Below are 23928 nucleotides of genomic sequence, written 5' to 3'. Positions count from 1 at the left end.
GCCATGGCGCGCTCGCCCACCCTGGCCGAGCTGCGCCGCTATGCGATCGCGCGCAGCCTGTTCAAACCCGTGACGCTGCCGGCCGCGATCCGCCGGCTCGGTTTCGTGCAGGCCGATCCCATGCGCGCGCCGGCGCGCGCGCAGGACCTCATCCTCTACCAGCGGGTGCGCGACTACCGCGCCGGCGACCTGGAGCGCCGCTACGAGCGGCTGGGTGTGGAGGAGGACGCGTTCGTCAACTACGGCTTCGTGCCGCGCGAGATGCTGGCGCTGCTGCACCCGCGCACGCCGCGCCGGCCCTGGGACGCGGCCACCACGGACCGCGCGCGCGAGCTGCTGGCCTTCGTGCAGGAGCGTGGCGTGGTCCACCCGCGCGAGGTGGGCGAGGCCTTCGTGCACCATGGCCGCGTGGCCGGCTACTGGGGTGGTGAACTCAATGCCAGCACCCGGCTGCTCGACGACATGCACCACCACGGCTGGTTGCGCGTGCGCCGCCGCGAATCGGGCACGCGGGTGTACGAGGCGATGCGGCACACCGAGCAGGACGACAGCCCGGCGGCGCGTCTGGCGCGAGCCCAGGCCTTGGTCGATGTCATCGTGGCGCTGTACGCACCCATTCCGGCACCCAGCCTCGGCTACCTGGTCACCCTGCTGCGCTACGGCGCCAATCACTTGTCGGTCGAGGCACGCGCCGTGGTGAAGACCGCGCGCGAACGCTATGGCCGATGCCGTGATCGACGGCACCACTTGGTTCTGGCCGGCCGATGAAAACCCCGCTTCGCGCCGCCACCAGCCCGATGAAGGGGTGCGGCTGCTTGCGCCGTTCGACCCTGTGGTGTGGGACCGGCGGCGGTTCGAGATGCTGTGGGACTGGGCATACCGCTTCGAAGCCTATGTGCCAGCGCCCAAGCGCACCATGGGCCACTACGCCCTGCCGGTGCTGTGGGGCGAACGCATGGTGGGCTGGGCCAACCTGCGCCTGGAGCGCGGGCAGCTTCGGCACGAACTGGGGTTTGCCGAGGCGCGCCCCCGAGATGCCGTTTTCCGGCGCGCGCTGGACGAGGAACTGGAACGGTTCGAGCGCTTCCTGGCGCCCGCCGGATCCGAATGAAATGACGCAGGTGAGCTGACGATGGACAACAGCGAATGGACGGGAATCGTGATCGCCGCGGTGATGGCGGCGCTGGCCTTTGGCGTCGCGCGCTTCGCCACGCGGTATTTTGCGAGGCGCCGTGCCGGCCAGGCCAAGGCGGTCCCGCAAACCGCCCAGAGCCGCCAGGTGCGGCGCGCCAACGAACGCAAGAAGAAGTAACCGGGCTGGAGTGGGGGAGCCCGTCCAGAGACACCCAGGGTCCGGCTCTGCCGGCCCAAGGTGTCGCCCCCCTTCAAGGGGGGAGCGCCGAAGGCGCGCGGGGGGTTACTTCAACTCTGCGATCAGCTCGATTTCCACGCAGGCGCCCAGGGGCAGCTGCGCCACGCCGAAGGCGCTGCGCGCGTGCGCGCCGGCCGCCGAGCCGAACACCTCGCCGATCAGCTCGCTGCAGCCGTTGGTGACCAGGTGCTGCTCGGTGTAGGTGGCGGTGGAGTTGACCAGGCTGAGCACCTTCACGATGCGCTTGACGCCATTGAGGTCCGTGCCAGCGGCCTGGCAGGCGGCGGCGAGCGTGCCCATCAGATCGATGGCCACGGCGCGCGCCGCGGGCTTGGCTTCGTCGGTGGTCATGGTCAGGCCGAGTTGGCCGACCCAGGGCTTGCCGTCCTGCTTCGCGATGTGGCCGCTCAGGAAGATCAGCTTGCCGGTCTGCACGAAGGGCACATAGGCCGCGGCGGGCACCGCCACGGGCGGCAGGGTGATGCCGAGTTGGGTCAGCTTGTCGTAAATGCTCATGGAAGGCTCCTGAAGAATGAGCGGTCCATTCTATCGACGGGTTCAGGCGTCTTCGGCTGTCTGGAGCTGTTCCAGTTCGTCTGGCGGGGCCACCGTCACGGCCACCGCCAGCGTGTGGCGCGCGCCGCTCTGGATCACGCCGCGCATGGGCGAGACGTCCGCGAAATCGCGCCCGATCGCCAGGGTCACGTAGTCCTCACCCGGGCTGCCCCAGCCGCAGCGGTTGTTGGTGGGATCGAAGTCGAACCACGCGCCGGTGGGGGCGGCGTCGGGGTCATCGGCCGAGGCGGGCAGGGGCACGTACACCGAGACCCAGGCGTGCGAGGCATCGGCGCCGATCAGGCGCGGCTTGCCCGGCGGCGGGCGCGTGAGCAGATAACCGCTGACGTAGCGCGCGGGCAGGCCGAGCGAGCGCAGGCAGCCCAGCATGATGTGGGCGAAGTCCTGGCACACGCCCTTGCCTTGCGCCAGGGCGTCGAGCGCGGGGGTGTTCACCTCGGTGCTGTGGGTCTCGTAGCTCAGCTCGTTGTGGATGCGCTCCATCAGCGCGCGCGCCGCTTCCAGGGCCGGCAGGCCGGGCTTGAAGGCCGGGCGGGCGAAGGCGGCAAAGGCGTCGTCGCGCGGCACGTAGGGCGAGGCGAAGAGGAACTCGCTGGCCGCGTCGAACGGTGCCTGGGCGCGGTAGCGGAAATGCTCGCGCACGCGCTCCCAGTTCATGCCGCGCCAGGGCGGGCCTTCGGGCAGGGGCTCGGGCGCTTGTGTCTCGACCAGGCTGTCGGCCTCCACGGTCAACATGCTGTGGATGGATTGCAGCGAGAAGAAGGTGCGCGGGTTGCCGAACACGTCGGTGGTCTCGCTGCGCGCGGCCGGCTCGGGGTCGATGCGCAGCTCGTGCGAGCGCACGCGCTGCGAGGCCGTGTCCACCGGCCGCAGGTGCACCATGTGCTGCGCCATGTCGATGGCGCCGTGGTAGCGGTAGCGGGTGCGGTGCAGGATGCGCAGCAGCATGTCAGGCCCCGAGCGATTGGTTGCGCTGGTCCGCGTGGCTGAAGTGCAGGCGCGTGATCTCGTCGGAGAGGTCGATCGCTGCGATCTCGCAGCCGTCGAGCAAGGCGGCCAGGTCGCTCCAGACGCGCTGGCCGTCCGGGCTGCGCTGCCAGTTGCTCAGGTCGGGCAGCACCCAGGTGTTGGGGTCGGGCAGGCCGCGCGCGAGCACCGCGTCCTGCGGCGTGGCGCTGTGCGAGAGCTTGGCCAGGCGCGAGCGCAGCGTGTGCACCACCCAGGCCAGCGAGCGCGGGTTGTCGCGGTCCATCACCAGCAGGTCGATGAGCGCCACCATGTCGCGCCGCTGCTGGTATTGCGCGTGGAAGGTGATGGTGCTGTCGAACAGCGCGACCACGGCCTCGAAGCCGGCCTGGTCGTGCACGCAGCCGTGTTCGAGCGCGAGCGACAGCGCGCGCGCCAGCGTGATGAGCCGTTCGATGTGGCGGCCCATGGAGAGCAGGCGCCAGCCGTCGTCGCGCACCATGCGGTCGGTCTGCGAACCGGTGATGGCCGCGAGCAGCTCGCTGGCGTTCTGCAGCGCCGCGATGGCTTCGGCGGTGGCGTACTCGGCGTCGGTGGACAGGGCGGCGCAGTCGCGCGCGAAACTGGCCTCGGTGCGCTCGATCAGGTTCCAGTGTTCCTGCGACAGGCGCTCGCGCACCTGCGCAGCCGCCGCCTTGAGCGCGCGCAGGTTGAAGCCCACGCTGAAGGACTGCGCGGCCAGCGCATCGCCGGGCGCGGGCGAGAGCGCGGCGATGAGGCTGCGCGAGAACACGCGCGCCGAGAGCGAGGCGGTCGGCACATCGGGCAGCACCAGGGCGTTCTCGCGCGCCATGCTGGTCAGCCAGGCCATCAGCGCGCGCGAGTTCGGTTCTTCACCGCCCAGGTGGCTGAGCACGATCTGCGCGAGCCGCACGCTGTTTTCGGCGCGCTCGGTGTAGCGGCCGAGCCAGAACAGGTTTTCCGCGGCGCGGCTGGTCACGGGCCGTTTCTGCTGCGCCAGCGTGAGCGTGCTCGGCGCGGATTGCAGCAGGCTGGTGTGGTCCACCGGGCCGTCGGTGAGCACCCAGCAGTCGGCGCTGCTGCCGCCGCGCTGCATGGCGGCGATGAGCTGGCCGCGCGGTGCCAGGCGCACCATGCCGCCGGGCAGCACGCGCCAGGACTTCGGGCCGTCGGCCAGCGCGAACACGCGCAGCATGGCCGAGCGGGGCATCAGCCGCTCGCCGCTCCAGGTCGGCGTCTGCGACAGCGGCAGCCAGGACTGCACGGTGTAGTCGTCGGCGTGGCGGGCCATGCGGCCCGACCACTCGTCGAGCTCGCGCGCGCTCAGGCTCTGGCCCATCACGGTGTCCAGCCCGGAACGCGGGTAGGTGGGCTTGATCACGCTGTCGCGCAGCAGCGGCAGCACCTCGCGCAGCGCGGCGTCTTCGCCGCACCACCAGGTGCGCAGCGAAGGCAGGCTCAGTTCCTCGCCCAGCAGGTGGCGGCTGATGGCGGGCAGGAAGCCCAGCAGCGCGCTCGATTCCAGCGGGGCCGAGCCCGGCGCGTTGGCCAGCAGCAGGTTGCCCGCGCGCAGCACCTGCAGCAGGCCGGGCACGCCCAGGCGCGAATCGGAGCGCAGTTCCAGCGGGTCCAGCCACTCGTCGTCCAGCCGCTTGATGAGCGCGTGCACCGGCTCCAGGCCGCTGAGCGTCTTGAGGAACAGGCGCTGGTCGCGCACCGTGAGGTCGTTGCCTTCCACCAGCGTGAGGCCGAGGTAGCGCGCGAGGTAGGCGTGTTCGAAGTAGGTCTCGTTGTAGGGGCCGGGCGTGAGCAGGGCGATGCGCGCGTTCTCGCCCTCGGGTGCCATGCGCTTGATGCCGTCCATGAGGGCGCGGTAGCTCGCGGCCAGGCGCTGCACCTTCATGCCGGCGAAGGCTTTGGGGAACTGGCGCCCGATGGCGATGCGGTTCTCCAGCAGGTAGCCGAGGCCGGAGGGCGCCTGGGTGCGCTGGCCGACCACCCACCAGCGGCCGTCGGGCCCCTGCGCGAGGTCGAAGCCCACGATGTGCAGCCAGGTGTCGCCCGGCGGGCGCACGCCCTGCATGGAGCGCAGGTAGCCCGGGTGGCCTTGCACCAGCGCGGCCGGCAGCAGCGCGCGCTTGAGCAGTTCGCGCTCGCCGTACAGGTCGGCCATCATGGCGTTGAGCAATCGCGTGCGCTGCAACACGCCGGCCTCGATCTGCGCCCAGTCCTGCGGACCGATGAGCTTGGGGAAGAGGTCGAGCGACCAGGGGCGTTCGAGCCCGGTGGAGGCGTCGGCGTAGACGTTGTAGGTCACGCCGTTGTCGCGGATCTGGCGCTCGAGGTTCTCGGCGCGGCGGTTGAGGTCGCTGAAGCCGTCGGCGCCGATGTGTTCGAAGAAGCTGGCCCAGGGGCGCGACAGCGCCGAGGCCTCGGGGTCGCCGCCGGCGCGCAGCTCGTCGCGGTGGCCCGCGTCCGCCGGCACGGACAGGGAGAGCGCCCAGGCCCCCGGGGTGTCCGGGCGCAACTGGGCAAGAGGGATTCGGTGGGGTCGGGATTCACGGGCTTAGAGTATGCCCGCTGGGGTATCGGCGGGCCGGGGGGACGTGAATCGCCGTGTGGCATCCTTCAAACAGGTTCTGGCAGGCCCGGGCCGCGTGTTCAGGTCCGCAGGTCGAGCGTGAACGGAAACTCGCGGCTGTGCTGGGCCGGCGTCACGTCCATGCGGCCGGGCGTGTGCCCCATCTGGAAGAAGCGCGACAGCCGGCGGCTCTCGGCCTCGTAGGCGTTGATGGGGAAGGTGTCGTAGTTGCGCCCGCCCGGGTGGGCGACGTGGTACTGGCAGCCGCCCATGGAGCGCTTGAGCCAGGTGTCGACGATGTCGAAGGTCAGCGGCGCGTGCGCGGCGATCGAGGGGTGCAGCGCCGAGGGCGGGCTCCAGGCCTTGTAGCGCACACCGGCCACGTACTCGCCCGCGGTGCCGGTGCTCTGCAGGGGCAGGGCGCGGCCGTTGCAGGTGATCACGTGGCGGCTGTCGTTGAAGCCGCTCACGCGCACCTCCACGCGCTCCAGCGAGGAGTCCACGTAGCGCACGGTGCCGCCGACCGCGCCTTCTTCGCCCATCACGTGCCAGGGCTCCAGCGCGCTGCGGAGGGTGAGCTCGATGCCGCGCGCGGCGACCTCGCCCACCAGCGGGAAACGGAACTCGAAGTGCGGCTCGAACCACGCCATGTCGAAGGGGTAACCGGCGTCGGCCATGTCGGTGAGCACGTCCTCGAAGTCCATGCGCACGAAGGTGGGCAGCAGGCAGCGGTCGTGCAGCTCGGTGCCCCAGCGGGTGAGGCGGCCCTGCCAGGGCTGCTTCCAGAAGCGCGCGATCATGGCGCGCAGCAGCAGCTGCTGCGCGATGCTCATGCGCGCGTGTGGCGGCATCTCGAAGGCGCGCAGCTCCAGCAGGCCCAGGCGCCCGGTGGGGCCGTCGGGCGAGTAGAGCTTGTCGATGCAGAACTCGCTGCGGTGCGTGTTGCCGGTGACGTCGATCAGGATGTTGCGCAGCGTGCGGTCCACCATCCACGGCGGCATGTCTTCGCCGTAGGTCTTGCGGTTCTGCCCGATCTGCGCGAGCGCGATCTCCAGTTCGTAGAGCTGGTCGTTGCGCGCCTCGTCCACGCGCGGCGCCTGGCTGGTCGGGCCGATGAACAGGCCGCTGAACAGGTACGACAGTGACGGATGGTTGTGCCAGTAGGCCAGCAGGCTGCCCAGCAGCTCGGGCCGGCGCAGGAAGGGCGAGTCCGCCGGCGTGGCGCCGCCGAGCACGAAGTGGTTGCCGCCGCCGGTGCCGGTGTGGCGGCCATCGGTCATGAACTTCTCGGCGCACAGGCGCGTCTGGTGCGCGGCTTCGTAGAGGAATTCGGTGTGCTCCACCAGCTCGCCCCAGTTGTGCGCGGGGTGGATGTTGACCTCGATCACGCCCGGGTCGGGCGTGACCTGCAGCATCTTCAGGCGCGGGTCGCGCGGCGGCGGGTAGCCTTCGAGCACGATGCTCATGCCCAGCTTCTCGGCCGTGGCTTCCACGGCGGCGAGCAGGTCGAGGTAGTCCTCCAGCAGCGCCATGGGCGGCATGAAGATGTAGAGGTGCTGGTTCTTGCCGCCGCCGGCCTTCTCGGCCTTGGGGCCGTTGGCGCGGTGCGGGTCGCGCGCTTCCACGCACAGCGCGGTGCGCGTGAGCCAGGCGGCCGATTCGGCGCGCTGCGGGAAGCGCGCGGCCAAGGCCTGCGCGGGCGCCGCGCCGGGGCCGGGCTGGCCCGGGCGCAGGCCTTCCACCGTCTCGGCATCCGGGTCGAAGTCCATGCCTTGCATGGAGACCGTGCCGCCCTCGGCGAAGCCGCCACCCACCTGGTGCGGTGACACCTGGTGCTTCACGGCCGCGCCACGCGGCAACGGGTCGCGCGCGGAGTGCGGGTCCTGTTCGATGTGGTACGGGTAGTCGCCGGCCGAGACCCAGGGCAGCGAGTCCAGCGGCAGGCGGTAGCCCATGGGCGAGTCGCCCGGGATCAGGTACATGCGCTCGTCGCGGAAGAACCAGGGCCCGGTGGACCACACCGTGCCCGAGATGCGCGGGTAGCCACTCTTGCCGTTGTTGGACAGCGCGCCGTTGCGGCCCGAGGCCTGCAGCGGCAGCACGTAGCCCACGGTGGCGTCCAGGCCCTGGCCGAAGACGCGGCGCAGGCGGGCGCGTTCGAGCTCGTCGTCGAGCTTGCTGTCGAACGGGTCCACGTTCACCGGCAGGCGGCGCTCGCGCCAGAGGTAGTACCAGGTGTCCTCGTAGCCCGGGGTGATGTACTGGGTGGACAGGCCGAGCTTGCGCGCCAGCGCCTGCGTGAAGCGGCGCGCGTCGTCGCTGGTGCAGCGCGCTTCGTCGCGCTCGTCGGCCAGCAGGGCCGGGTTGTGCCAGAGGGTCTCGCCATCGGCGCGCCAGAACATCGACAGCGCCCAGCGTGGCAATTGCTCGCCCGGGTACCACTTGCCCTGGCCCATGTGCACGAAGCCGCCCGCGCCGTACTCGGCGCGCAGGCGCCCCAGCAGCTCGGTGGCGTAACCGCGTTTGGTGGGGCCCAGCGCGTCGGTGTTCCACTCGGCGGCGTCGCGGTCGCTGGTGGCCACGTAGGTGGGCTCTCCGCCCATGGTCAGGCGCACGTCGTGCTGTTCCAGATCGGCGTCCACCTTTTCGCCCAGGGCCAGCACGCCGGCCCATTGTTCGTCGGTGTAGGGGCGGGTGACGCGCGGCGACTCGTAGACCCGCGTCACGCTCATGTGGTGGCTGAATTCCACCTCGCACTTGTCCACGCCACCTTCCACCGGCGCCGCGCTCGAGGGCTGCGGCGTGCAGGCGAGTGGCACATGGCCTTCGCCCGCGAGCAGGCCGGAGGTCGGATCCAGCCCGATCCAGCCCGCGCCGGGCAGGAAGACTTCGCACCAGGCGTGCAGGTCGGTGAAGTCTTTCTCGGGGCCATTGGGGCCGTCGACCGACTTCACGTCGGACGTGAGCTGGATCAGGTAGCCCGAGACGAAGCGCGCGGCCAGGCCCATGTGGCGCAGGATCTGCACCAGCAGCCAGCCGCTGTCGCGGCACGAGCCGCTCTTGAGCTTGAGCGTGTCTTCGGGCGTCTGCACGCCGGGCTCCATGCGGATGGTGTAGGCGATGTCGCGTTGCAGCCGCTGGTTGATCTCGACCAGGAAGTCGATCGTGCGGCGCTCGCTGCGGTCCACCTCGGCCACGTAGGCCTTGAGCAGCGGCGTGAGCGGCGCGGTGGCCAGGTAGGGGGCCAGTTCCTGCTTCTGCGCCTCGTCGTACGTGAACGGGAAGTTCTCGGCCGAGGGCTCCAGGAAGAAATCGAACGGGTTGTAGACCGCCATTTCCACCACCAGGTCGATCGTGACCTTGAACTCGGTGGTGGGCTCGGGGAACACCAGGCGCGCCTGGTAGTTGGCGAACGGGTCCTGCTGCCAGTTGATGAAATGCTCGCCGGGTTCGATGCGCTGCGAATACGAGAGCACCTTGGTGCGGCTGTGCGGCGCGGGCCGCAGCCGGACCACCTGAGGCCCCAGCTTGACCAGGCGGTCGTACCGATAATGGGTGATGTGGCTCAGGGCAACATGGATCGCCATACGAGAGACTTTCCTGGGAGGGGAACAACAATGGATCCGCGAGCCACCAACCGGCCGACGCGGCTTGCAGCCATGCTAGCAAGTCTTGCGCCACGGCCACATGACATTTCCACCAAGCGGTGCCGCCCGGTCTGATCGTGCGCCATTCCGGCTTCGGGGCGCTGCTGGGCTGGGTGCTGGGCGTGGCGCTGCAATTGCAGCAGCCCGCGCTGTGGTCCCTGGAGGTCTACGGCGCTTTGCTGCTGGCCGGTGTGCTGGGCCTGGGGGCCTTGCGGCTGACCCGGCGTGCCGCCCCTGCGCTGCTGCTGGCCTGGGTGGCGGGCGCGCTCATCGGTGTCGGTGCCACCGGCGCCCGCGCCGTGCATTTCGCGGCCGACGCGCTCGACCCGGCCCTGCAAGGCATCGACATCGAGGCGACCGGGCGCATCGCCTCCCTGCCGCAGCGAAGCGCGCAGGGTGAGCGCTTCGAGTTCGTGGTGGAGTCGGCCGCGCGCGGCGGCCAGGCGGTGGCGCTGCCACCGCGCCTGCAACTGGGCTGGTACCTGCGGCCCGATGAGGCCGGCGGGGCCGGCCCCGGCCTGCGCGCGGGCGACCGCTGGCGCTTCACAGTGCGCCTGCGCAGCCCGCACGGCAACGCCAACCCGCACGGCTTCGACCGCGAACGCTGGCTCTGGGAGCAGGGCATCCAGGCCACCGGTTATGTGCGCAGCGGCCCGCGCGACCCGGCGCCCCAGCGGCTGGGCGCCACACCCTGGCACCCGCTGGACCGCTTGCGCCAGGGCGTGGCCGAGCGCATCGAGGCCCGCGTGCACGAAGACCCGCGCAGCGCGGGCGTGCTGGCCGCGCTGGTGGTGGGCGACCAGTCCGCCATCGACCGCAGCGACTGGGACCTCTTCCGCACCACAGGCGTCGCTCATTTGATGAGCATTTCAGGATTGCACGTGACGCTGTTCGCCTGGCTGGCCACGGCGCTGGTGGGCGCGCTCTGGCGGCGCCTGGCGCTGCGCTGGCCCAAGGCCTTGCTGGCGCTGCCCACGCCCTGGGCGGCGGGCCTGGGTGGCGTGGCGCTGGCGCACGGCGTACGCGCTGTTCTCGGGCTGGGGCGTGCCGGCGCAGCGCACCGTGCTCATGCTGGCCGTGGTGGTCGGTCTGCGCCTGTCGGTGCGACAGTGGCCCTGGCCGCATGTGTGGCTGCTGGCCATGGCGGTGGTGCTGCTGCTCGACCCCTGGGCCTTGATGCAGGCCGGCTTCTGGCTCAGCTTCGTGGCGGTGGGCATCCTGTTCGCCACCGACCCGGGCCGGCGCTCGCCCGCGCCCGAGGGCTCCTGGCCGCAGCGCGCGGCGCGGGCCTTCCTGGCCTTGCTGCGCGAGCAGGGCGTGGTGACGGTGGCGCTCGCGCCGCTCACCCTGCTGCTGTTCGGCCAGTTCTCGGTGGTGGGGCTGGTGCGCAACCTCGCCGCCATTCCCTGGGTGACCCTGCTGGTCACGCCGCTGGCCTTGCTCGGTGTGTTCGCGCCGCCCTTGTGGGATGGGGCCGCCTGGGCGGTGCAGGCCTTGTCGCTCGCCTTGCAGTGGCTGGCCCAGTGGCCGGGCGCGGCCCTGTTCCGGCCCGTGGCGCCGTGGCCGCTGGCCCTGGCGGCGGTGCTGGGCGGTGTGTTGCTCGTGTTGCGCCTGCCCTGGGTGGTGCGGCTCTCGGGCCTGATGCTGCTTTGGCCGGCCTTGCTCTACGCGCCACCGCGCCCAGCGCCGGGCCAGTTCGAATTGATCGCGCTGGACGTGGGGCAGGGCAGCGCGGTGCTGCTGCGCACCGCCGGCCACAGCCTGCTCTACGACACCGGCCCGCGCTATGGGCCGCAGCCCGATGCCGCCGACGCCGGCGACCGCGTGGTGCTGCCGCTGTTGCGCGCGCTCGGCGAGCGGCTCGACACGGTCGTGGTCAGTCACAGCGACAGCGACCATTCCGGTGGCGCGCCCTCGGTGCAGGCGGCGCAGCCGCAGGCGCGCTGGCTCTCGTCCTACGACAGCGACGCCGCGCGCCGCTGCGTGGCGGGCCAGCGCTGGCGGTGGGATGGGGTGGATTTCGAGGTGCTGCACCCGCAACCCGATGACTACGACGAGACCGGCCATGGGCGGCTCTCCAGCAACGCCATGTCCTGCGTGTTGCTCGTGTCCAACGGTGCGCAGAGCGCCTGGCTGGGCGGCGACATCGATGCCGCGCGCGAGGTGCGCCTGGCGCTCGCGCGGCCCGAGCAACGCGCGACCGTGATGCTCGCGCCCCACCACGGCAGCCAGACCTCCAGCAGCCCGGTGCTGCTCAACACCCTGCGCCCGAGCCTGGTGATGGTGCAGTCGGGCTACCGCAACCGCTTCAACCACCCCGCGCCGGTGGTGCTGGAGCGCTATGCCCAGCGCGGCATTCCCTGGGTGAACTCACCCGGGTGTGGCGCGGCGACCTGGCGCAGCGCCGAGCCCGACCGCGTGGTGTGCCAGCGCGAGGTCGGTCGCCGGTACTGGCACCATCCTGGCAAGCAGGAAAATGATCAATCTAACGATCATAATCATTAAAATGATCAATTAAACGATCAAAACGGTTTGCTGAGTCAAGCGAAAAATGATAAATTGAATTATCAAAATCATCAGAAAGCTCAACATGACGAGCATTGTTCAAGACGTTGAGGGCGCACGCAAGGCCGCATCGCTGACGCAAGAGGAACTGGCGCAGCGCGCCGGCGTCAGCCGCATGACCGTGTCGCGCATCGAGGCAGGCATGGATCCCAGGCTGTCCACGCTGCAGGAACTGGCCCGCGCCATGGGCATGGAGCTGATGCTGGTGCCGCGCGCGCTGCGCGCCGAGGTGGAGGGCTTCCTGCGCTCGGGTGGGCGCGTGCTCGGGCAGCCCGCGGGGGCGGGTGCGCCGAAGTCGCTGGTGGACCTGCTGGACACACCGGCCTGAAAGGGGCCGGCCGTGAGCACCTTCATCCGTTACCTGCGCCTGTCCCTGCACACGCCGGCGGGGGAGAAGCAGCCCATCGGCTACCTCTCGCAGTACGGCGACATCCTGCGCATGTCCTTCGACGAGCCGTTCGTGAACGACCCGCGCCGGCCCACGCTGTCCATGAGCCTGCGCGGGGTGGACGACGCGGCCACCCGGCAGATCCTGAGCGCCACGCGCGACGAGCGCCTGGTGCGCAACGACGGCCGCTGGCCGGTCTTCTTCCAGAACCTCTTGCCCGAAGGCCACAACCGCGAACGCCTGGCCGCGCAAAGAGGCTGCACCACCGAGGACGAATTCGAACTGCTGGCCGCCGCCGGGCACGACCTGATGGGCGCGCTGGAAGTCGAGCCCGTGCCCGCCGACGAAGACATCCCGCAGGTGGTTCGCCACTGGCACGCGGCGCTGGGGCTCGACGTGCTGGAGCCGGGCTTTGTCGAGCTGCCGGTCGAGGACGCCGCGTCCCTGCCCGGGATGGTGACGAAGTTCTCCGCGGTGCAGGAGGGACGGCGCTACGTCGTCAAGCGGCATGGCGTGGCGGGCAGCCACATCCTGAAGCTGCCGACCACCCGCCACCCCGAACTCGTCGAGAACGAGTACACCGGCTACCGGCTGTGTGCCGCGCTGGGGCTGGACTGCGCTCGCGCGAGCATCATCACGCGGGATCAGGCGCAGTTGCCCGAGCCGGTCGATTTTCCGCACATCCTGGCGGTCGAGCGCTTCGACCGTCGGCACGGCCTGCGCGTGCACATGGAAGAGTTCGCGCAGGTGATGGGCTATGCCCCGAGGCAGAAGTACGGCAGGGGCATCGAGCGGGACTACGGCCAGATGCTGCGCCTGCTCAACCAGTATTCGGTGCAGCCCGCGCGCGACACACGCGAATTCCTCGGCCGCTTCCTGGCTTTCATCCTCATGGGCAACACCGACGCGCACCTCAAGAACTGGGCGCTGCTGTACCCCGATGGCATCGAGCCTCAACTGGCCCCCTTGTACGACCCGGTCTGCGTGAGCGCCTTCTTCACCGGCATGCCGCCGGCGGACTACGGCATCAACCGCGCCATCGACGCCAGGCTGCGCGCGTTCACCTGGGCGCAGCTCGAATCGCTGCTGGAGAGCGCCGGCCTGCTGCGCAGGTCGGTGGTGTTGCGGCACTGCAAGGCGCTGGTGCAGGCCGCGCAGGCGGACTGGCCGGCCTTGCTCGCGGATGCACCTCTCAACGTGCGCGAGGAGGTCACCGCGCGCCTGCGCGGCGGTGTGGCCCTGACGGCCTGAACCTGTTCAGCCGGCCTGCACGAACTGCTGGCGCGCGCTGCGGCCTTCCTGGCTGTCGCGGCAGACCAGGGCCTGGTCGGCATCCATGTAGATGCTCGGGTGGTGCAGCGCGGTGGCGCAGGCATTGACCGATTCCTTGGTCATGCGCAGCAGGGCCGCCGGCGTTTCGGCGGTCTTGCGGGCCAGCGCCTGGGCATCTTCGACCGCGCGGCCGGGCTCGCTGATCACGTCCACCAGGCCCCAGTCGAGCGCCTGCGCGGCGCCCAGCTTCTCGCCCAGCAGGATGGCGCGCTTGGCGCGCGCCGCGCCGAGCAGGCTGGTCAGGCGCGGGATCGCGCCCCAGCCCATGTTGAGGCCAACCTTGACTTCGGGCAGGTAGAACGCGGCCTGGCTGGACGCCACGCGCCAGTCGCACGCCAGGGTGAGCGCGGCCGCGCCGCCCACCACCATGCCTTCGATGGCCGCGATGGTGAGCTGCGGCAGGTTTTCCCATGCGCGGCACAGGCGCGCGCCGCGTTGCGCCATGTCGCGCCGCTGCAGCAGGGCCTGGTCGTCCTCGTTCCACTTGGCCGGGTCCTTCAGGTCGATGCCGGCCGAGAAGATGTCGGCGGCACCGGTGAGCACGACCACCTGGATGTCCAGGGCGTCGCCGAGGTCGCGCGCGACCTGGGTGAGGGCCAGCAGCGTGTCCTGGTTGATGGCGTTGCGGTTCACGCCGCGGTCGAAGCGCACCAGGGCCACCGGCCCTTCGACGGTCACCGTCACACTCTGGCCATACGTGGGTTTCAAATCGGACTCCTTGGGGATCATGGGGCGGTCTGGTGGCGTCCCTGCACACGCGTGAGGCGGGACATGTAGCGAAAGCCGAACGGCGGGTAGTAGCTCACCGCCACTTCGAGCAGCTTGCCGGCCGGGTTGCGAAAGCGCCGCACCATCAGCAGGGCGGGATCGCTCTTGGTGTAGCCCAGGCGCTTGGCGATGGCGGCCGGGAAGGTGGCGGCCGAGATCTCCATGTCGATGGTCTCCACCGTTTCGTCGCACAGGCGTTCGAACAGCGGGTACACGCCGCCGGGTTGCTGGCCGATGTGCTCGACCACGGCCTGGTACTCCCGGCGGATGTAGATGTCGGTCCAGGAGATCGGCCGGTCGGTGCCAGGCACGCAGCGGAAGGTGGAGACCTTGAGCCAGTCCGCCGGCACGCCTTCGAGCCGCAGCTCGGTGGGGTGCGCGCTCAGTTCGGTGGTGACGCGGTGCACGCTCAGCGCCGTGGTCTCCAGGTACTGGGTGAGCTGCTCGGTGTTCTCCAGCGCCAGGCCGAACTGCGGCTGGGTGTGCTGGCGCACGACGGTGGTGCCCGTGCGCGGCTTGCGCACCACCAGGCCGAGGTCGGAGAGGCGGCGCGTGGCCTCGCGCACGGTGTGCCGGCTGACGCCGAAGCGCGCGCACAGCTCGTTCTCGGTCGGCAGGTTGCTGCCCACCGGGTAGTCCCCGTTCTTGATCATGCGCAGCAACTCGTCGCTGAGGCTCTTGTGCAGCGTGGTGCGGCGGGGAGGGCTGGGGGTTTCCGGCATCAGAGGTCCAGACGTTGGAGGGCGGCAAGGGTCTCGACGTTGAAGGTGGCCGGCTGCTCGCTGTGGGGGAAATGCCCCACGCCGGGCCACTCGAGGTACACCGTCGGAATGCCGCGCGCCTGCAGGGCGGCGTCCACATTCCGCGCGGATTCGGGGGGCACGGACCAGTCTTCGGCACCTTCAACGATCACGCAGGGGCACTGTAGCTGGTCCAGCAGGGTTTCCATGCGGAAACCGCCAAAGGCGCGGATGTCGGCGAAGGCCACTTCGGGGATGCAGCGCCGCGCGTCCATGACGATCTCCTCGGCGCGCGCGGCGTCGGTGCCGCTGCCCATGAGGGTGCGGAAGCTCACCTCGAACCAGTCGCCCGGGTTGATGCGCGCCATGTCGAGGATGGCCGGGTTGTAGCCGGAGCTCTTGACCACGTTGACCGAAGCGCCGTCGACGAACACGAGGCCGCGCACGCGCTGCGGCGCCAGCGCCGCGGCAGCGGCCACGACACCGCCGCCCATGGAGTGGCCCATGAGCACCGGGCGGTCCAGGCCGAGCGCGTCGATCACCTGCAGCACATGGCGCGCGTTGCTCGGGCTGTCGGTGTGCGGGCCGCCGGCGGGCATGCCGCTCTTGCCGTGGCCCGGCAGGTCCAGCGCGTACACCGCGTAGTGCTGGCCGAAGAAGTCGAGGTTGTGTTGCCAGGACAGGCTGTCCTGGCTGGCGCCATGCACCATCACGAGGGGCGTGCGCCCGTCCGTGGGGTCGCCCGCGTGGTCGAAGTAGGCGCGCAGGCCGTCGGCCGTGGTCACGTAGGGCATGTCATTCGCTCCTGGGCGCGCACAGGCGCAAGACGGCGTGGATCAGCAGCCAGTTCTGCACGCAGGCGCGCAGGTCGCCTTCGACGCTGAGGCGGTGCTGGCGCACCAGGCGGTTGAAGGGGAAGCCGCTGGCCAGGGCCTGCAGGGCCGATTCGTCGCCCACGAAAGTGAAGGGCGCCTCGCCGGCCTGGCCCGCTTCGATGGTGTCCGGCGTCACCGCGATCCAGGCGCGCTGGCCCGTCTCGCTGTGGCGAAAACCGATTCTCAGATGGGCCAGCGTGCGGTGGCGCGCGACGAAACCGTCCGCCTGCGCGCGCTGGGCCAGGGCCGGCAGGTAGCCTTCGTCCAACAGGCTGGAAGGGGCCGTTGTCATGCGTCGAATCCTTGTCTCAACTTGAACTTCTGGACCTTGCCGGACGAAGAGTGCGGCAGGCTGTCCACCAGAAAAATCCGCTTGGGCACCTTGAAGCCCGAAAGGCTTTCGCGGCAGTGCGTGCGCAGCGCCTCGGTGTCCGGCTGGCGGCCTTCGATCGGCACCACGGCGGCCACCAGTTCTTCGCCCCAGCGTTCGTGCGGCACGCCGAAGGCGGCGGCCTCGCGCACATCGGGGTGGCTGACCAGGCAATTCTCCACTTCCTGCGCCGCCACGTTCTCGCCCCCGGTCTTGATCATGTCCTTGCTGCGGCCCATGAAGTAGGCGAAGCCTTCGTCGTCGAAGCGGAAGAGGTCGCCGGTGTGCAGCCAGCCGTCGGCGTCCAGCGTGGCGGCGGTCAGCTCGGGCTGGTTCCAGTAGCCCTTGAAGACGGTGGGCCCCTTCACCTGCAGCTCGCCGGGGCCGCGCTGGTCCGTCAGCACCTGGCCGGTCTCGTCCACCAGACGGTGTGCCACGTGGCGCCAGAGGTAGCCGATGGAGCCCGGGTGGTCCAGGATCTCGTGCGTGTAGCGGTTCTTGATGGTGGTGACGCAGCTCTCCGTCATGCCGAAGCCCCAGCCGAACTCGGCGTTGGGAAACACCTGGCGGATCAGTTCCTGGCGCCATTCGCCCAGCGGCGCCGCGGCGGTCTGCACGTAGCGCACCGAGGGCAGGCGCAGCTGCGCGAAGCCCGGGTGGTCGGTCAGGCCGACCCACATCGCCGAGAGCAGGAACACGTGCGTGGGCAGGTTCTGCTGCAAGGCCTCCACCACGCTTTGCGCATCGAAGCGCGGCACCAGGTGCAGGCTGCCGCCGGCGTACAGGATGGGGCCGTTGATGACGCCGAAGCCGCCGATGTGGAACAGCGGCGTGCGCCATCAGCGAGCGCGACTGCGCGTCGATGCCGAGTTCCATGATGTAGTTCATCGCGTTCCACACCAGGTTGCCATGGGTCAGCATCGCGCCCTTGGGCGTGGAGGTGGTGCCCGAGGTGTACATGATGATCGCGACGTCGCCGTCCTCGACGCAGCCGGTGCGCCAGGCCACCGGGTCGGCGGTGGCCGGCACGTCGGCCAGGTCGCTGGCCAGGTGGTCGAGGCAGACCGGCAGCTGGTCCGGCGCGAGGTGCCGCGGCAGCTCCGCGACGAGGGGCGAGAACTCCGCGTCGTGCACCAGCACGCGGGGCGTGCAGTCGCTGATGAGAAAAGCCAGCTCGGCGGCGCTGTAGCGCGTGTTCACCGGCACCAGGCTGAAGCCGCCCACGGCGGTGGCGTGCATCAGCGCGAGGTAGTCGATGGCGTTGTGCATGAGCACGGCGACGCGGTCGCCCCGGCGCACGCCCAGGCCTTGCAGGTGGGCGGTCAGCGCGCGGGCGCGGGCGCAGAGGGCGGCGAAGTCCATGGCCGTGTGGCTGTCCGACAGCGCCGTGCTGCGCGGGCTGCGCAGCGCGTGGAACATGGCCGTTTGGTAGATGTTGGGCATGGGGCAATCAGGCGGGGGCGCTGCGCACCGAGGTAGGCGGCGGTGACGTGGGGGTTGTTCATGATCTCGTCGCTCGGGCCGTCGAGCACCAGCCGGCCGGTCTCCAGCACCAGCGCATGCTGCGAGAGCTTGAGCGCCAGGCGGGCGTTCTGCTCCACCAGCACGATGGTGGTGCCGTCCTGGCTGATGCGGCGGATCGCGCGGGCGACTTCGAGCGTGACGTTGGGCGCCAGGCCGAGCGATGGCTCGTCCAGCAGCAGCAGGCGCGGGCGCGACATCAGCGCGCGGCCGATGGCGCACATCTGCTGCTCGCCGCCCGAGAGGTGCCGGCCCTGGCTGTGCTGCCGCTCGGCCAGGCGGGGAAAGTAGCCGTAGACCTTTTGAATGTCCTCGCGGATCGCCTGCCGGTCGCGCCGCAGGTAGGCGCCCATCAGCAGGTTCTCGTAGGTGCTCAGCTCGGGGAACAGGCGCCGGCCCTCGGGCGAGAGCGCCAGGCCCTTCGCGATGCGCTGGTCGGTGGGCAGCGCGGTGATGTCCTGGCCGTCCAGATGGAAGCTGCCGGCCTGCAGCGGCACCAGGCCGCACAGCGCCTTCATCAGGGTGGACTTGCCCGCGCCGTTGGCGCCGACGATGGCGCACACGCTGCCGGGGCGCACGGAGAACGACACGTCGCGCAGGGCCGCGATCGGCCCGTAGGCGACGGAGATGTTTCTGGCTTCAAGCATTTTCGAGATCCGCGCCCAGGTAGGCGTCAATGACTTGCGGGTTGTCGCGCACGGTGGCCGCCGGGCCGCTGGCCAGCAGGCGGCCGTTGACCAGCACGACCAGGTGGGAGCACAGGCGCATCACCATGTTCATGTCGTGCTCCACCAGCACGATGGACACGCCCGCGCTGTGGTGCACGCGCTCGATCAGCGCGCTCATGGCATCGGTTTCCACCGCGTTGAGGCCGGCCGCCGGCTCGTCCATCAGCAGCATCGAGGGCTGCGTGGTCAGCGCCATGCCCACGCCCAGGATCTTCTGCTGGCCGTAGGCGAGCGCGCCGGCGTCGTCGCTGGCGAGGCTTTCCATGCCGATCATCGCCAGGGCCTGCTCGGCCTGCGCCAGCGCCTGGCGCCGCCCCTGGCGCACCGTGGCCGGTCGCACCAGCGACCAGGGCGAGGGCAGTTGGCGAAACAGCGCCGCGCGGTACAGGTTGTCCAGCACGCTCAGACCCGGAAACACGTGGGTCATCTGGAACGTGCGGCCCAGGCCCTTGCGCGCGATGGCGGGGGCGGACAGGCGCTCGATGCGCTCGCCCCGGAACACCACCTCGCCCGCGCTGGCGCGCGTGGTGCCGGTGATGAGGTTGAACATCGTGGTCTTGCCCGCGCCGTTGGGGCCGATCAGCCCGGTGATGCCGTCCCCGCCGGCCTCGAACGACACGCCGTCCACCGCGCGGATGCCGCCGAAGGCGCGCGACAGGTTCCTGACTTGAAGCACCGCGCTCATGGCTGGGCCTTTCCGGCGCGCAGGCGCCCGATCCATGTGGCCCACAGGCCCGCCAGGCCTTTGGGCATGAAGCACAGCAGGGCCATCAGCACGATGCCGTAGATGAAGCGCTGGTACTGCTGCAGGTCGCGCAGCAGCTCGGGCAGGGGGATCAGCAGGAAGCCGCCCACCACCACGCCCGCGAGGGCGCCCACGCCGCCGAGCACGTTGATGATCACCGCGTTCACGGCGGTCCAGAAGCCGAACGAGTCGGGCGAGATGTAGCCCTGGTAGTGCGCGAACAGGCTGCCGGCCCAGCCGGCCATGGCCGCGCTGAGCACGAACACGGCGATGCGAAAGCGCAGCGCCTCGAAGCCGCTGGCGGTGACCAGGGCTTCGTCCTGGTGCAGCGAGGCGGTGATCACGCCGAGCTCGCGCCGGTACATGGCCTGCAGCGAGAAGTAGCTCGCCAGGGCCAGCGTGGTGGCCAGCAGGTAGCTGCCGTAGCGGTCCAGCGTGTGGCCGAGCAGCTGGGCCGGCGGAATCTGGCCGAAGCCGTTGTTGCCACCGAAGATGTCCACGAACTCGACGAAGCACAGCACCACCACCTCGCCGAAGGCAAAGGTCAACAAGGCGAAGTGCACGCCTTTGATGCGCATGAAGAGCGGCGCGGTCACCAGGGCGATCAGCGCCGAGGCCAGGCCCGCCAGCACGAAGGCGGACACGAAGCCCAGGCCCGCATCGCGGGTGAGGATGGCCGACACGTAGGCGCCGATGCCGAACAGCGCGCCGTGCGCGAGCGAGAGTTGCCCGATGCGCAGCATCAGGTTCATGCTCATGGCCAGCGTGGCGTACAGCGCCACCATGACGCCGACGTGCAGCGCGAAGCGCGATTCGCCCAGCGCCAGCGGCCAGGCCAGCAAGGCGGCGGCCACCAGCAGTTCGGCCACGCGCACGCCCACGGGGCGGCGCACCAGGGTGAGGTCGTTTCTCATCGGGATCTCCCCATCAGGCCGGCCGGGCGCACGGTCAACACCGCCATGACGATGAGGAACGAGAGCATCGTGGCGACGGTCGAGTTGTAGAAGGTTGAGGCGATCGCCTCGGTGAAGCTCAGGATCAGCGCCGCGATGACGGCACCGGGCAGACTGCCCAGGCCGCCGAGCACGACGATGATGAAGGCCTTCACCACCACGAGTTCACCCATGTGCGGGTGGATGGTGTAGACCGGTGCCATGAGGGCGCCCGCCAGGCCCGCCAGCAGGCAGCTGAGCGCGAAGGTGAGCGCCGTCATGCGCCAGGAGCGCACGCCCTGCAGGCGCGCGACCTCGCTGTCCTGCGCCACGGCGCGGATGGTGATGCCCACCCGCGTCTTCTCGATCAGCACGTAGAACGCGGCCAGGGCGAGCAGGGTGACGCCCACCACGTACAGCTGGTCCAGCGCGAGAAACACCGAGCCGATCTGCAGCGCGCCTTCCACCGGGCGCGCGACCGACAGGTCGTCGACCGTGAACACCAGCGAAATCGCCGCCTGCAGCGTGATGGCCAGGGCGAGCGACATGATCATGCCGCCCATCTCGTCGCCGGTGAAACGCCGGAACAGCACGCGCTCCAGCACGAAACCGGCCAGGCCGACGAGCAGGGCGCCGGCGATCAGCGCCGAGCCGTACGGCCAGCCGAGCAGGCCGTAGAGCACGTACATGGCGTAGGCGCCGAGCATGTAGAACTCGCCGTGGGCGAAGTTCACGACGCGCATGATGCCGAACACCAGCGTGAAGCCCAGCGCGATGAGCGCGTAGACGAACGCCGACATCAGCGCAATGATGGATATCTGTATCGCGATTTGCATGGGAAGAGCGGGCTCGAGGCCCGCGGCTGGCGCCGCAGGCGGGCGCGTTCAGCAGGGAAGAAGGAGGAGCTCGCGCCCCGGCGGCGCCACCCCTCGGTGGCGGCTGTGCGGGGCGCGCGGACTCAGCGGGCGTCGAACTTGGTGACGACCTTGCCCTTGCCGTTTTCGATCACGCCCAGGTAGGCCGGCGTGGCGATCTGGTGGTCGATGCCGTAGGTGTCCTTGCCACCCCAGACGATCTTGCCCTGGATGCCGTCGTACGTCTTGGTGGCTTCGATGGCCTTCACCACGGCGTCGGTGTCGGTGGTGGTGCCCGCCTTCTGGATCGCGCCGAACAGCAGCTTGGCCGCGTCGTAGAAATAGAAGGCGAAGTCGTCCATGGCGTTGGGGTGGTACTTCGCGTAGGCCTTGCTCAGCTTGGCGTAGGCGTCGCTGGCCGGGTCGGCCGAGAAATACACCAGGGTGCCTTCGGCGTTGTCCGCGCCAGCGGACTTCACGGTTTCGGCCACGTTGTTGCCGCCGAACTTGGTGAACGGGCCCTTGTAGCCCATTTCGCGCGCCTGGCGGATGACCAGGCCGGCCTGGGCCGGCGGCACCACGTCGAGCTCGATCAGGTCGACGCGCTTGGCCAGGATGCCCGCCAGGATGGTGCGGAAGTCGTTCTGCGAGCGCTCGAAGAACTTGGCGTCGGCGATCTCGTAGCCCGCGGCTTCATAGGCCTTCTTCTTGCCCTTCTGCGTGCTCCAGCCAGTGGCGTCGTTGGGCGAGATCACGGCCACGCGCTTGATCGCGGGGCGGTTCTGCTTGAGCCAGCCGATCAGCTGCGCGTCGTATTCGTTGGTGGTGGGCAGCACGCGGAACATGTAGCGCGTCTCGGCGTTCAGGGCCTCGGTGGTGTAGGTGTTGGAGAGCAGCACCACCTTGCTCTTTTCGGTGATCGGCTTGATCGCCAGCAGGGAGGCCGAGCCGATCGGGCCGATGATGAACTGCACCTTGTCCTGGTCGATCAGGCGGTTCACCGCCGTCACGGCGTCGGCCGCCTTGTAGTGGTCGTCGTAGGACACGATCTCCACCTTGTAGGTCTTGCCCGCCACCTTCAGGCCGCCGCTGGCGTTGATCTCCTCGGTCGCCACGCGCACACCGCCGTCGATCGCCAGGCCCCACGGCGCGCCCGGGCCGGTCATGCCGCCCAGCACACCGATCTTCAGCGTTTCCTGCGCGTGGCTGGCAGCGGCCAGGGCGGCGATGCCCAGACCCAGAACGGCCTTCTTGATGAACCCACTCATGCTTCTCGTCTCCAGGTAATGGTCCGTACAGACCAGGTTAATTGAACGAACAATTGAATTTATGGTCCGTACAATACAGGATCGTCGGCAGGCGCGCAAGCACCCCGCCGGCACCGGCGGGAAGGGTTGGGGTCTTGCGCCGGCTCCGGGAAGACACTGAGGGGATTTCGCGCGGCGGGGCGGCGAGGCGGCCAAAACCTGGCCCAGTCCTTGCTATGCTGTGCTCAGGAGAAAAAGCCCATGAGCAGACCGATGTTTGACGAAATGAACGCCTCGCCCAGCGAGGTCCGGGCCCACTATCAGAACTACGCGCGCTGGCTGGCCCAACAGCCTGAAGACGTGATGGCGGCCCGGCGCGAAGAGGCCGAAATGATCTTCCGCCGCGTGGGCATCACCTTCGCGGTGTACGGCGCCAAGGACGAGGACGGCTCCGGCACCGAGCGCCTCATCCCCTTCGACCTCATCCCGCGCATCATTCCCGCCCACGAATGGCGCAGCATGGAGGAGGGCCTGGTGCAGCGCGTGACCGCGCTCAACCGCTTCATCCACGACGTCTATCACGGCCAGGAAGTCATCAAGGCCGGCATCGTGCCGGCCGACCAGATCTTCCAGAACGCGCAGTTCCGCCCCGAGATGATGGGCGTGGACGTGCCGCACCAGATCTACTCGCACATCTCGGGCATCGACATCGTGCGCGCCCCGAATGCCGAGGGCGTGGGCGAGTACTACGTGCTCGAAGACAACCTGCGCGTGCCCAGCGGCGTGAGCTACATGCTCGAAGACCGCAAGATGATGATGCGGCTGTTCCCGAACTCTTCGGCGAGAACCGCGTGGCCCCGGTCGCCCATTACCCCGACCTGCTGCTGGAAACCCTGCGCGCCAGCAGCCCGGCCACCACGGCCGAGCCCACGGTGGTGGTGCTCACCCCCGGCATGTACAACAGCGCGTACTTCGAGCACGCCTTCCTCGCGCAGCAGATGGGCATCGAGCTGGTCGAGGGGCAGGACCTGTTCGTCAAGGACAACTTCGTCTACATGCGCACCACGCGCGGCCCCAAGCGCGTGGACGTGATCTACCGCCGCGTGGACGACGACTTCCTCGACCCCTCGGTGTTCCGCCCCACCTCCACGCTGGGCTGCGAAGGCCTGCTGGGCGTGTACCGCAGCGGCAACGTCGCCATCTGCAACGCCGTGGGCACCGGCGTGGCGGACGACAAGTCCATCTATCCCTACGTGCCCAAGATGATCGAGTTCTACCTCGGGCAGAAACCCATCCTCAACAACGTGCCCACCTTCATGGGGCGCGAGCCCGAGGACCTCAAGTACATGATGGCCAACATGAAGGACCTCGTGGTGAAAGAGGTGCACGGCGCGGGCGGCTACGGCATGCTGGTCGGGCCCGCGTCCACGAAGGCCGAGATCGAGGACTTCCGCAAGGCCGTGGCGGCCAACCCGGGCGGCTACATCGCGCAGCCCACGCTCTCGCTCTCCACCTGCCCCACCTATGTGCAAAGCGGCGTGGCGCCGCGCCACATCGACCTGCGCCCCTTCGTGCTCAGCGGCAAGGAAGTGCAGATGGTGCCCGGGGGGCTCACCCGCGTGGCGCTCAAGGAGGGCTCGCTGGTCGTCAACTCCTCGCAGGGCGGCGGCACCAAGGACACCTGGATTCTTGAAGACTGA

The 23928-nt window shown here is 69.7% G+C and carries 18 protein-coding genes and 4 pseudogenes; 7 read left to right on the top strand and 15 right to left on the bottom strand.

Features of this window, described 5'->3' with window-relative positions; genetic code table 11:
• Positions 1-3 precede the first annotated feature (3 nt).
• Positions 4-1111: pseudogene (locus ACFJGX_RS22565) on the top strand (DNA glycosylase AlkZ-like family protein).
• Between the two features lie 21 nt (positions 1112-1132).
• Positions 1133-1312 (top strand): hypothetical protein, encoded by a 180-nt coding sequence (locus ACFJGX_RS22560; RefSeq protein WP_382323755.1) that lies wholly within the window; start codon positions 1133-1135, stop codon positions 1310-1312.
• Between the two features lie 105 nt (positions 1313-1417).
• Here the strand turns inward: ACFJGX_RS22560 and ACFJGX_RS22555 are convergent, their stop codons facing one another.
• From ACFJGX_RS22555 to ACFJGX_RS22540, 4 genes are all read right to left on the bottom strand, one after another.
• Positions 1418-1888 carry a RidA family protein gene (locus ACFJGX_RS22555; RefSeq protein ID WP_382323756.1) on the bottom strand — a complete coding sequence of 157 codons (471 nt, stop codon included), beginning with the start codon at positions 1886-1888 and terminating at the stop codon, positions 1418-1420.
• Between the two features lie 42 nt (positions 1889-1930).
• Positions 1931-2896 carry a transglutaminase N-terminal domain-containing protein gene (locus tag ACFJGX_RS22550; protein ID WP_382323757.1) on the bottom strand — a complete coding sequence of 322 codons (966 nt, stop codon included), beginning with the start codon at positions 2894-2896 and terminating at the stop codon, positions 1931-1933.
• Between the two features lies 1 nt (position 2897).
• A complete protein-coding gene (locus tag ACFJGX_RS22545) occupies positions 2898-5462 on the bottom strand; it encodes a circularly permuted type 2 ATP-grasp protein (RefSeq protein ID WP_382327118.1) in 2565 nt (854 codons plus the stop codon).
• Between the two features lie 134 nt (positions 5463-5596).
• Positions 5597-9103 carry a DUF2126 domain-containing protein gene (locus tag ACFJGX_RS22540; RefSeq protein ID WP_382323759.1) on the bottom strand — a complete coding sequence of 1169 codons (3507 nt, stop codon included), beginning with the start codon at positions 9101-9103 and terminating at the stop codon, positions 5597-5599.
• Positions 9104-9222: 119 nt separating this feature from the next.
• On the opposite strand from ACFJGX_RS22540, the pseudogene ACFJGX_RS22535 reads away from it, so the two are divergent.
• From ACFJGX_RS22535 to ACFJGX_RS22520, 4 genes and pseudogenes are all read left to right on the top strand, one after another.
• Positions 9223-10116 (top strand): annotated as a pseudogene (locus tag ACFJGX_RS22535) (ComEC/Rec2 family competence protein); the annotation flags it as partial.
• 43 nt (positions 10117-10159) lie between these two features.
• On the top strand, positions 10160-11668 hold the full coding sequence (locus tag ACFJGX_RS22530; protein WP_382327116.1) for a DNA internalization-related competence protein ComEC/Rec2: 1509 nt from the start codon (positions 10160-10162) through the stop codon (positions 11666-11668).
• An 85-nt stretch (positions 11669-11753) separates the two neighbouring features.
• On the top strand, positions 11754-12056 hold the full coding sequence (locus tag ACFJGX_RS22525; RefSeq protein WP_382159533.1) for a helix-turn-helix transcriptional regulator: 303 nt from the start codon (positions 11754-11756) through the stop codon (positions 12054-12056).
• A gap of 12 nt (positions 12057-12068) precedes the next feature.
• Positions 12069-13367 carry a type II toxin-antitoxin system HipA family toxin gene (locus ACFJGX_RS22520; RefSeq protein ID WP_382323761.1) on the top strand — a complete coding sequence of 433 codons (1299 nt, stop codon included), beginning with the start codon at positions 12069-12071 and terminating at the stop codon, positions 13365-13367.
• 6 nt (positions 13368-13373) lie between these two features.
• On the opposite strand, the gene ACFJGX_RS22515 is transcribed toward ACFJGX_RS22520, so the two are convergent.
• From ACFJGX_RS22515 to ACFJGX_RS22465, 11 genes and pseudogenes are all read right to left on the bottom strand, one after another.
• Positions 13374-14156, bottom strand: coding sequence for an enoyl-CoA hydratase/isomerase family protein (locus ACFJGX_RS22515; protein ID WP_382323762.1), 783 nt, complete (start codon positions 14154-14156; stop codon positions 13374-13376).
• 17 nt (positions 14157-14173) lie between these two features.
• Positions 14174-14938: a GntR family transcriptional regulator gene (locus ACFJGX_RS22510; protein WP_382159528.1), complete on the bottom strand. Its 765-nt coding sequence runs from the start codon at positions 14936-14938 to the stop codon at positions 14174-14176.
• A complete protein-coding gene (locus ACFJGX_RS22505; protein WP_382323764.1) occupies positions 14938-15750 on the bottom strand; it encodes an alpha/beta fold hydrolase in 813 nt (270 codons plus the stop codon). Before ACFJGX_RS22505 ends, ACFJGX_RS22510 begins: the two co-directional genes overlap by 1 nt.
• Before the next feature lies 1 nt (position 15751).
• The gene (locus tag ACFJGX_RS22500) at positions 15752-16123 is read right to left on the bottom strand and encodes a hypothetical protein (protein WP_382323765.1); all 372 of its coding nucleotides are present in this window, start codon (positions 16121-16123) and stop codon (positions 15752-15754) included.
• Positions 16120-16986, bottom strand: coding sequence for a class I adenylate-forming enzyme family protein (locus ACFJGX_RS22495; RefSeq protein ID WP_382328771.1), 867 nt, complete (start codon positions 16984-16986; stop codon positions 16120-16122). Before ACFJGX_RS22495 ends, ACFJGX_RS22500 begins: the two co-directional genes overlap by 4 nt.
• Positions 16987-17128: 142 nt before the next feature.
• A pseudogene (locus tag ACFJGX_RS22490) lies at positions 17129-17563 on the bottom strand (AMP-binding protein); the annotation flags it as partial.
• Positions 17524-18369, bottom strand: a complete 846-nt coding sequence (locus ACFJGX_RS22485) for an ABC transporter ATP-binding protein (protein WP_382323766.1) — start codon at positions 18367-18369, stop codon at positions 17524-17526. The pseudogene ACFJGX_RS22490 and the gene ACFJGX_RS22485, both read right to left, overlap by 40 nt.
• Positions 18362-19135, bottom strand: coding sequence for an ABC transporter ATP-binding protein (locus ACFJGX_RS22480; protein ID WP_382323767.1), 774 nt, complete (start codon positions 19133-19135; stop codon positions 18362-18364). Before ACFJGX_RS22480 ends, ACFJGX_RS22485 begins: the two co-directional genes overlap by 8 nt.
• A complete protein-coding gene (locus tag ACFJGX_RS22475; protein ID WP_382323768.1) occupies positions 19132-20109 on the bottom strand; it encodes a branched-chain amino acid ABC transporter permease in 978 nt (325 codons plus the stop codon). The genes ACFJGX_RS22480 and ACFJGX_RS22475 overlap by 4 nt, the downstream gene beginning before the upstream one ends.
• The gene (locus ACFJGX_RS22470; protein WP_382323769.1) at positions 20106-20963 is read right to left on the bottom strand and encodes a branched-chain amino acid ABC transporter permease; all 858 of its coding nucleotides are present in this window, start codon (positions 20961-20963) and stop codon (positions 20106-20108) included. Before ACFJGX_RS22470 ends, ACFJGX_RS22475 begins: the two co-directional genes overlap by 4 nt.
• A 122-nt stretch (positions 20964-21085) precedes the next feature.
• Positions 21086-22249, bottom strand: coding sequence for an ABC transporter substrate-binding protein (locus ACFJGX_RS22465; protein ID WP_382323770.1), 1164 nt, complete (start codon positions 22247-22249; stop codon positions 21086-21088).
• 240 nt (positions 22250-22489) lie between these two features.
• Here ACFJGX_RS22465 and ACFJGX_RS22460 point away from each other — a divergent pair.
• Positions 22490-23928, top strand: a pseudogene (locus ACFJGX_RS22460) (circularly permuted type 2 ATP-grasp protein).

The organism is Hydrogenophaga sp. UC242_50 (assembly GCF_042697355.1).
In the GTDB taxonomy this organism is placed as follows: Bacteria; Pseudomonadota; Gammaproteobacteria; order Burkholderiales; family Burkholderiaceae_C; genus Hydrogenophaga.
This window is presented reverse-complemented; position numbering and strand designations above follow the sequence as displayed.

What these genes read in the sequence shown, in the direction of transcription:
- ACFJGX_RS22560 (WP_382323755.1), top strand. Translation starts at nt 1,133, where the DNA reads ATGGACAACAGCGAATGGACGGGAATCGTGATCGCCGCGGTGATGGCG.
- ACFJGX_RS22525 (WP_382159533.1), top strand. Translation starts at nt 11,754, where the DNA reads ATGACGAGCATTGTTCAAGACGTTGAGGGCGCACGCAAGGCCGCATCG.
- ACFJGX_RS22500 (WP_382323765.1), bottom strand. Translation starts at nt 16,123, where the DNA reads ATGACAACGGCCCCTTCCAGCCTGTTGGACGAAGGCTACCTGCCGGCC.
- ACFJGX_RS22555 (WP_382323756.1), bottom strand. Translation starts at nt 1,888, where the DNA reads ATGAGCATTTACGACAAGCTGACCCAACTCGGCATCACCCTGCCGCCC.
- ACFJGX_RS22550 (WP_382323757.1), bottom strand. Translation starts at nt 2,896, where the DNA reads ATGCTGCTGCGCATCCTGCACCGCACCCGCTACCGCTACCACGGCGCC.
- ACFJGX_RS22505 (WP_382323764.1), bottom strand. Translation starts at nt 15,750, where the DNA reads ATGCCCTACGTGACCACGGCCGACGGCCTGCGCGCCTACTTCGACCAC.
- ACFJGX_RS22480 (WP_382323767.1), bottom strand. Translation starts at nt 19,135, where the DNA reads ATGAGCGCGGTGCTTCAAGTCAGGAACCTGTCGCGCGCCTTCGGCGGC.
- ACFJGX_RS22465 (WP_382323770.1), bottom strand. Translation starts at nt 22,249, where the DNA reads ATGAGTGGGTTCATCAAGAAGGCCGTTCTGGGTCTGGGCATCGCCGCC.
- ACFJGX_RS22485 (WP_382323766.1), bottom strand. Translation starts at nt 18,369, where the DNA reads ATGCTTGAAGCCAGAAACATCTCCGTCGCCTACGGGCCGATCGCGGCC.
- ACFJGX_RS22510 (WP_382159528.1), bottom strand. Translation starts at nt 14,938, where the DNA reads ATGCCGGAAACCCCCAGCCCTCCCCGCCGCACCACGCTGCACAAGAGC.
- ACFJGX_RS22475 (WP_382323768.1), bottom strand. Translation starts at nt 20,109, where the DNA reads ATGAGAAACGACCTCACCCTGGTGCGCCGCCCCGTGGGCGTGCGCGTG.
- ACFJGX_RS22540 (WP_382323759.1), bottom strand. Translation starts at nt 9,103, where the DNA reads ATGGCGATCCATGTTGCCCTGAGCCACATCACCCATTATCGGTACGAC.
- ACFJGX_RS22470 (WP_382323769.1), bottom strand. Translation starts at nt 20,963, where the DNA reads ATGCAAATCGCGATACAGATATCCATCATTGCGCTGATGTCGGCGTTC.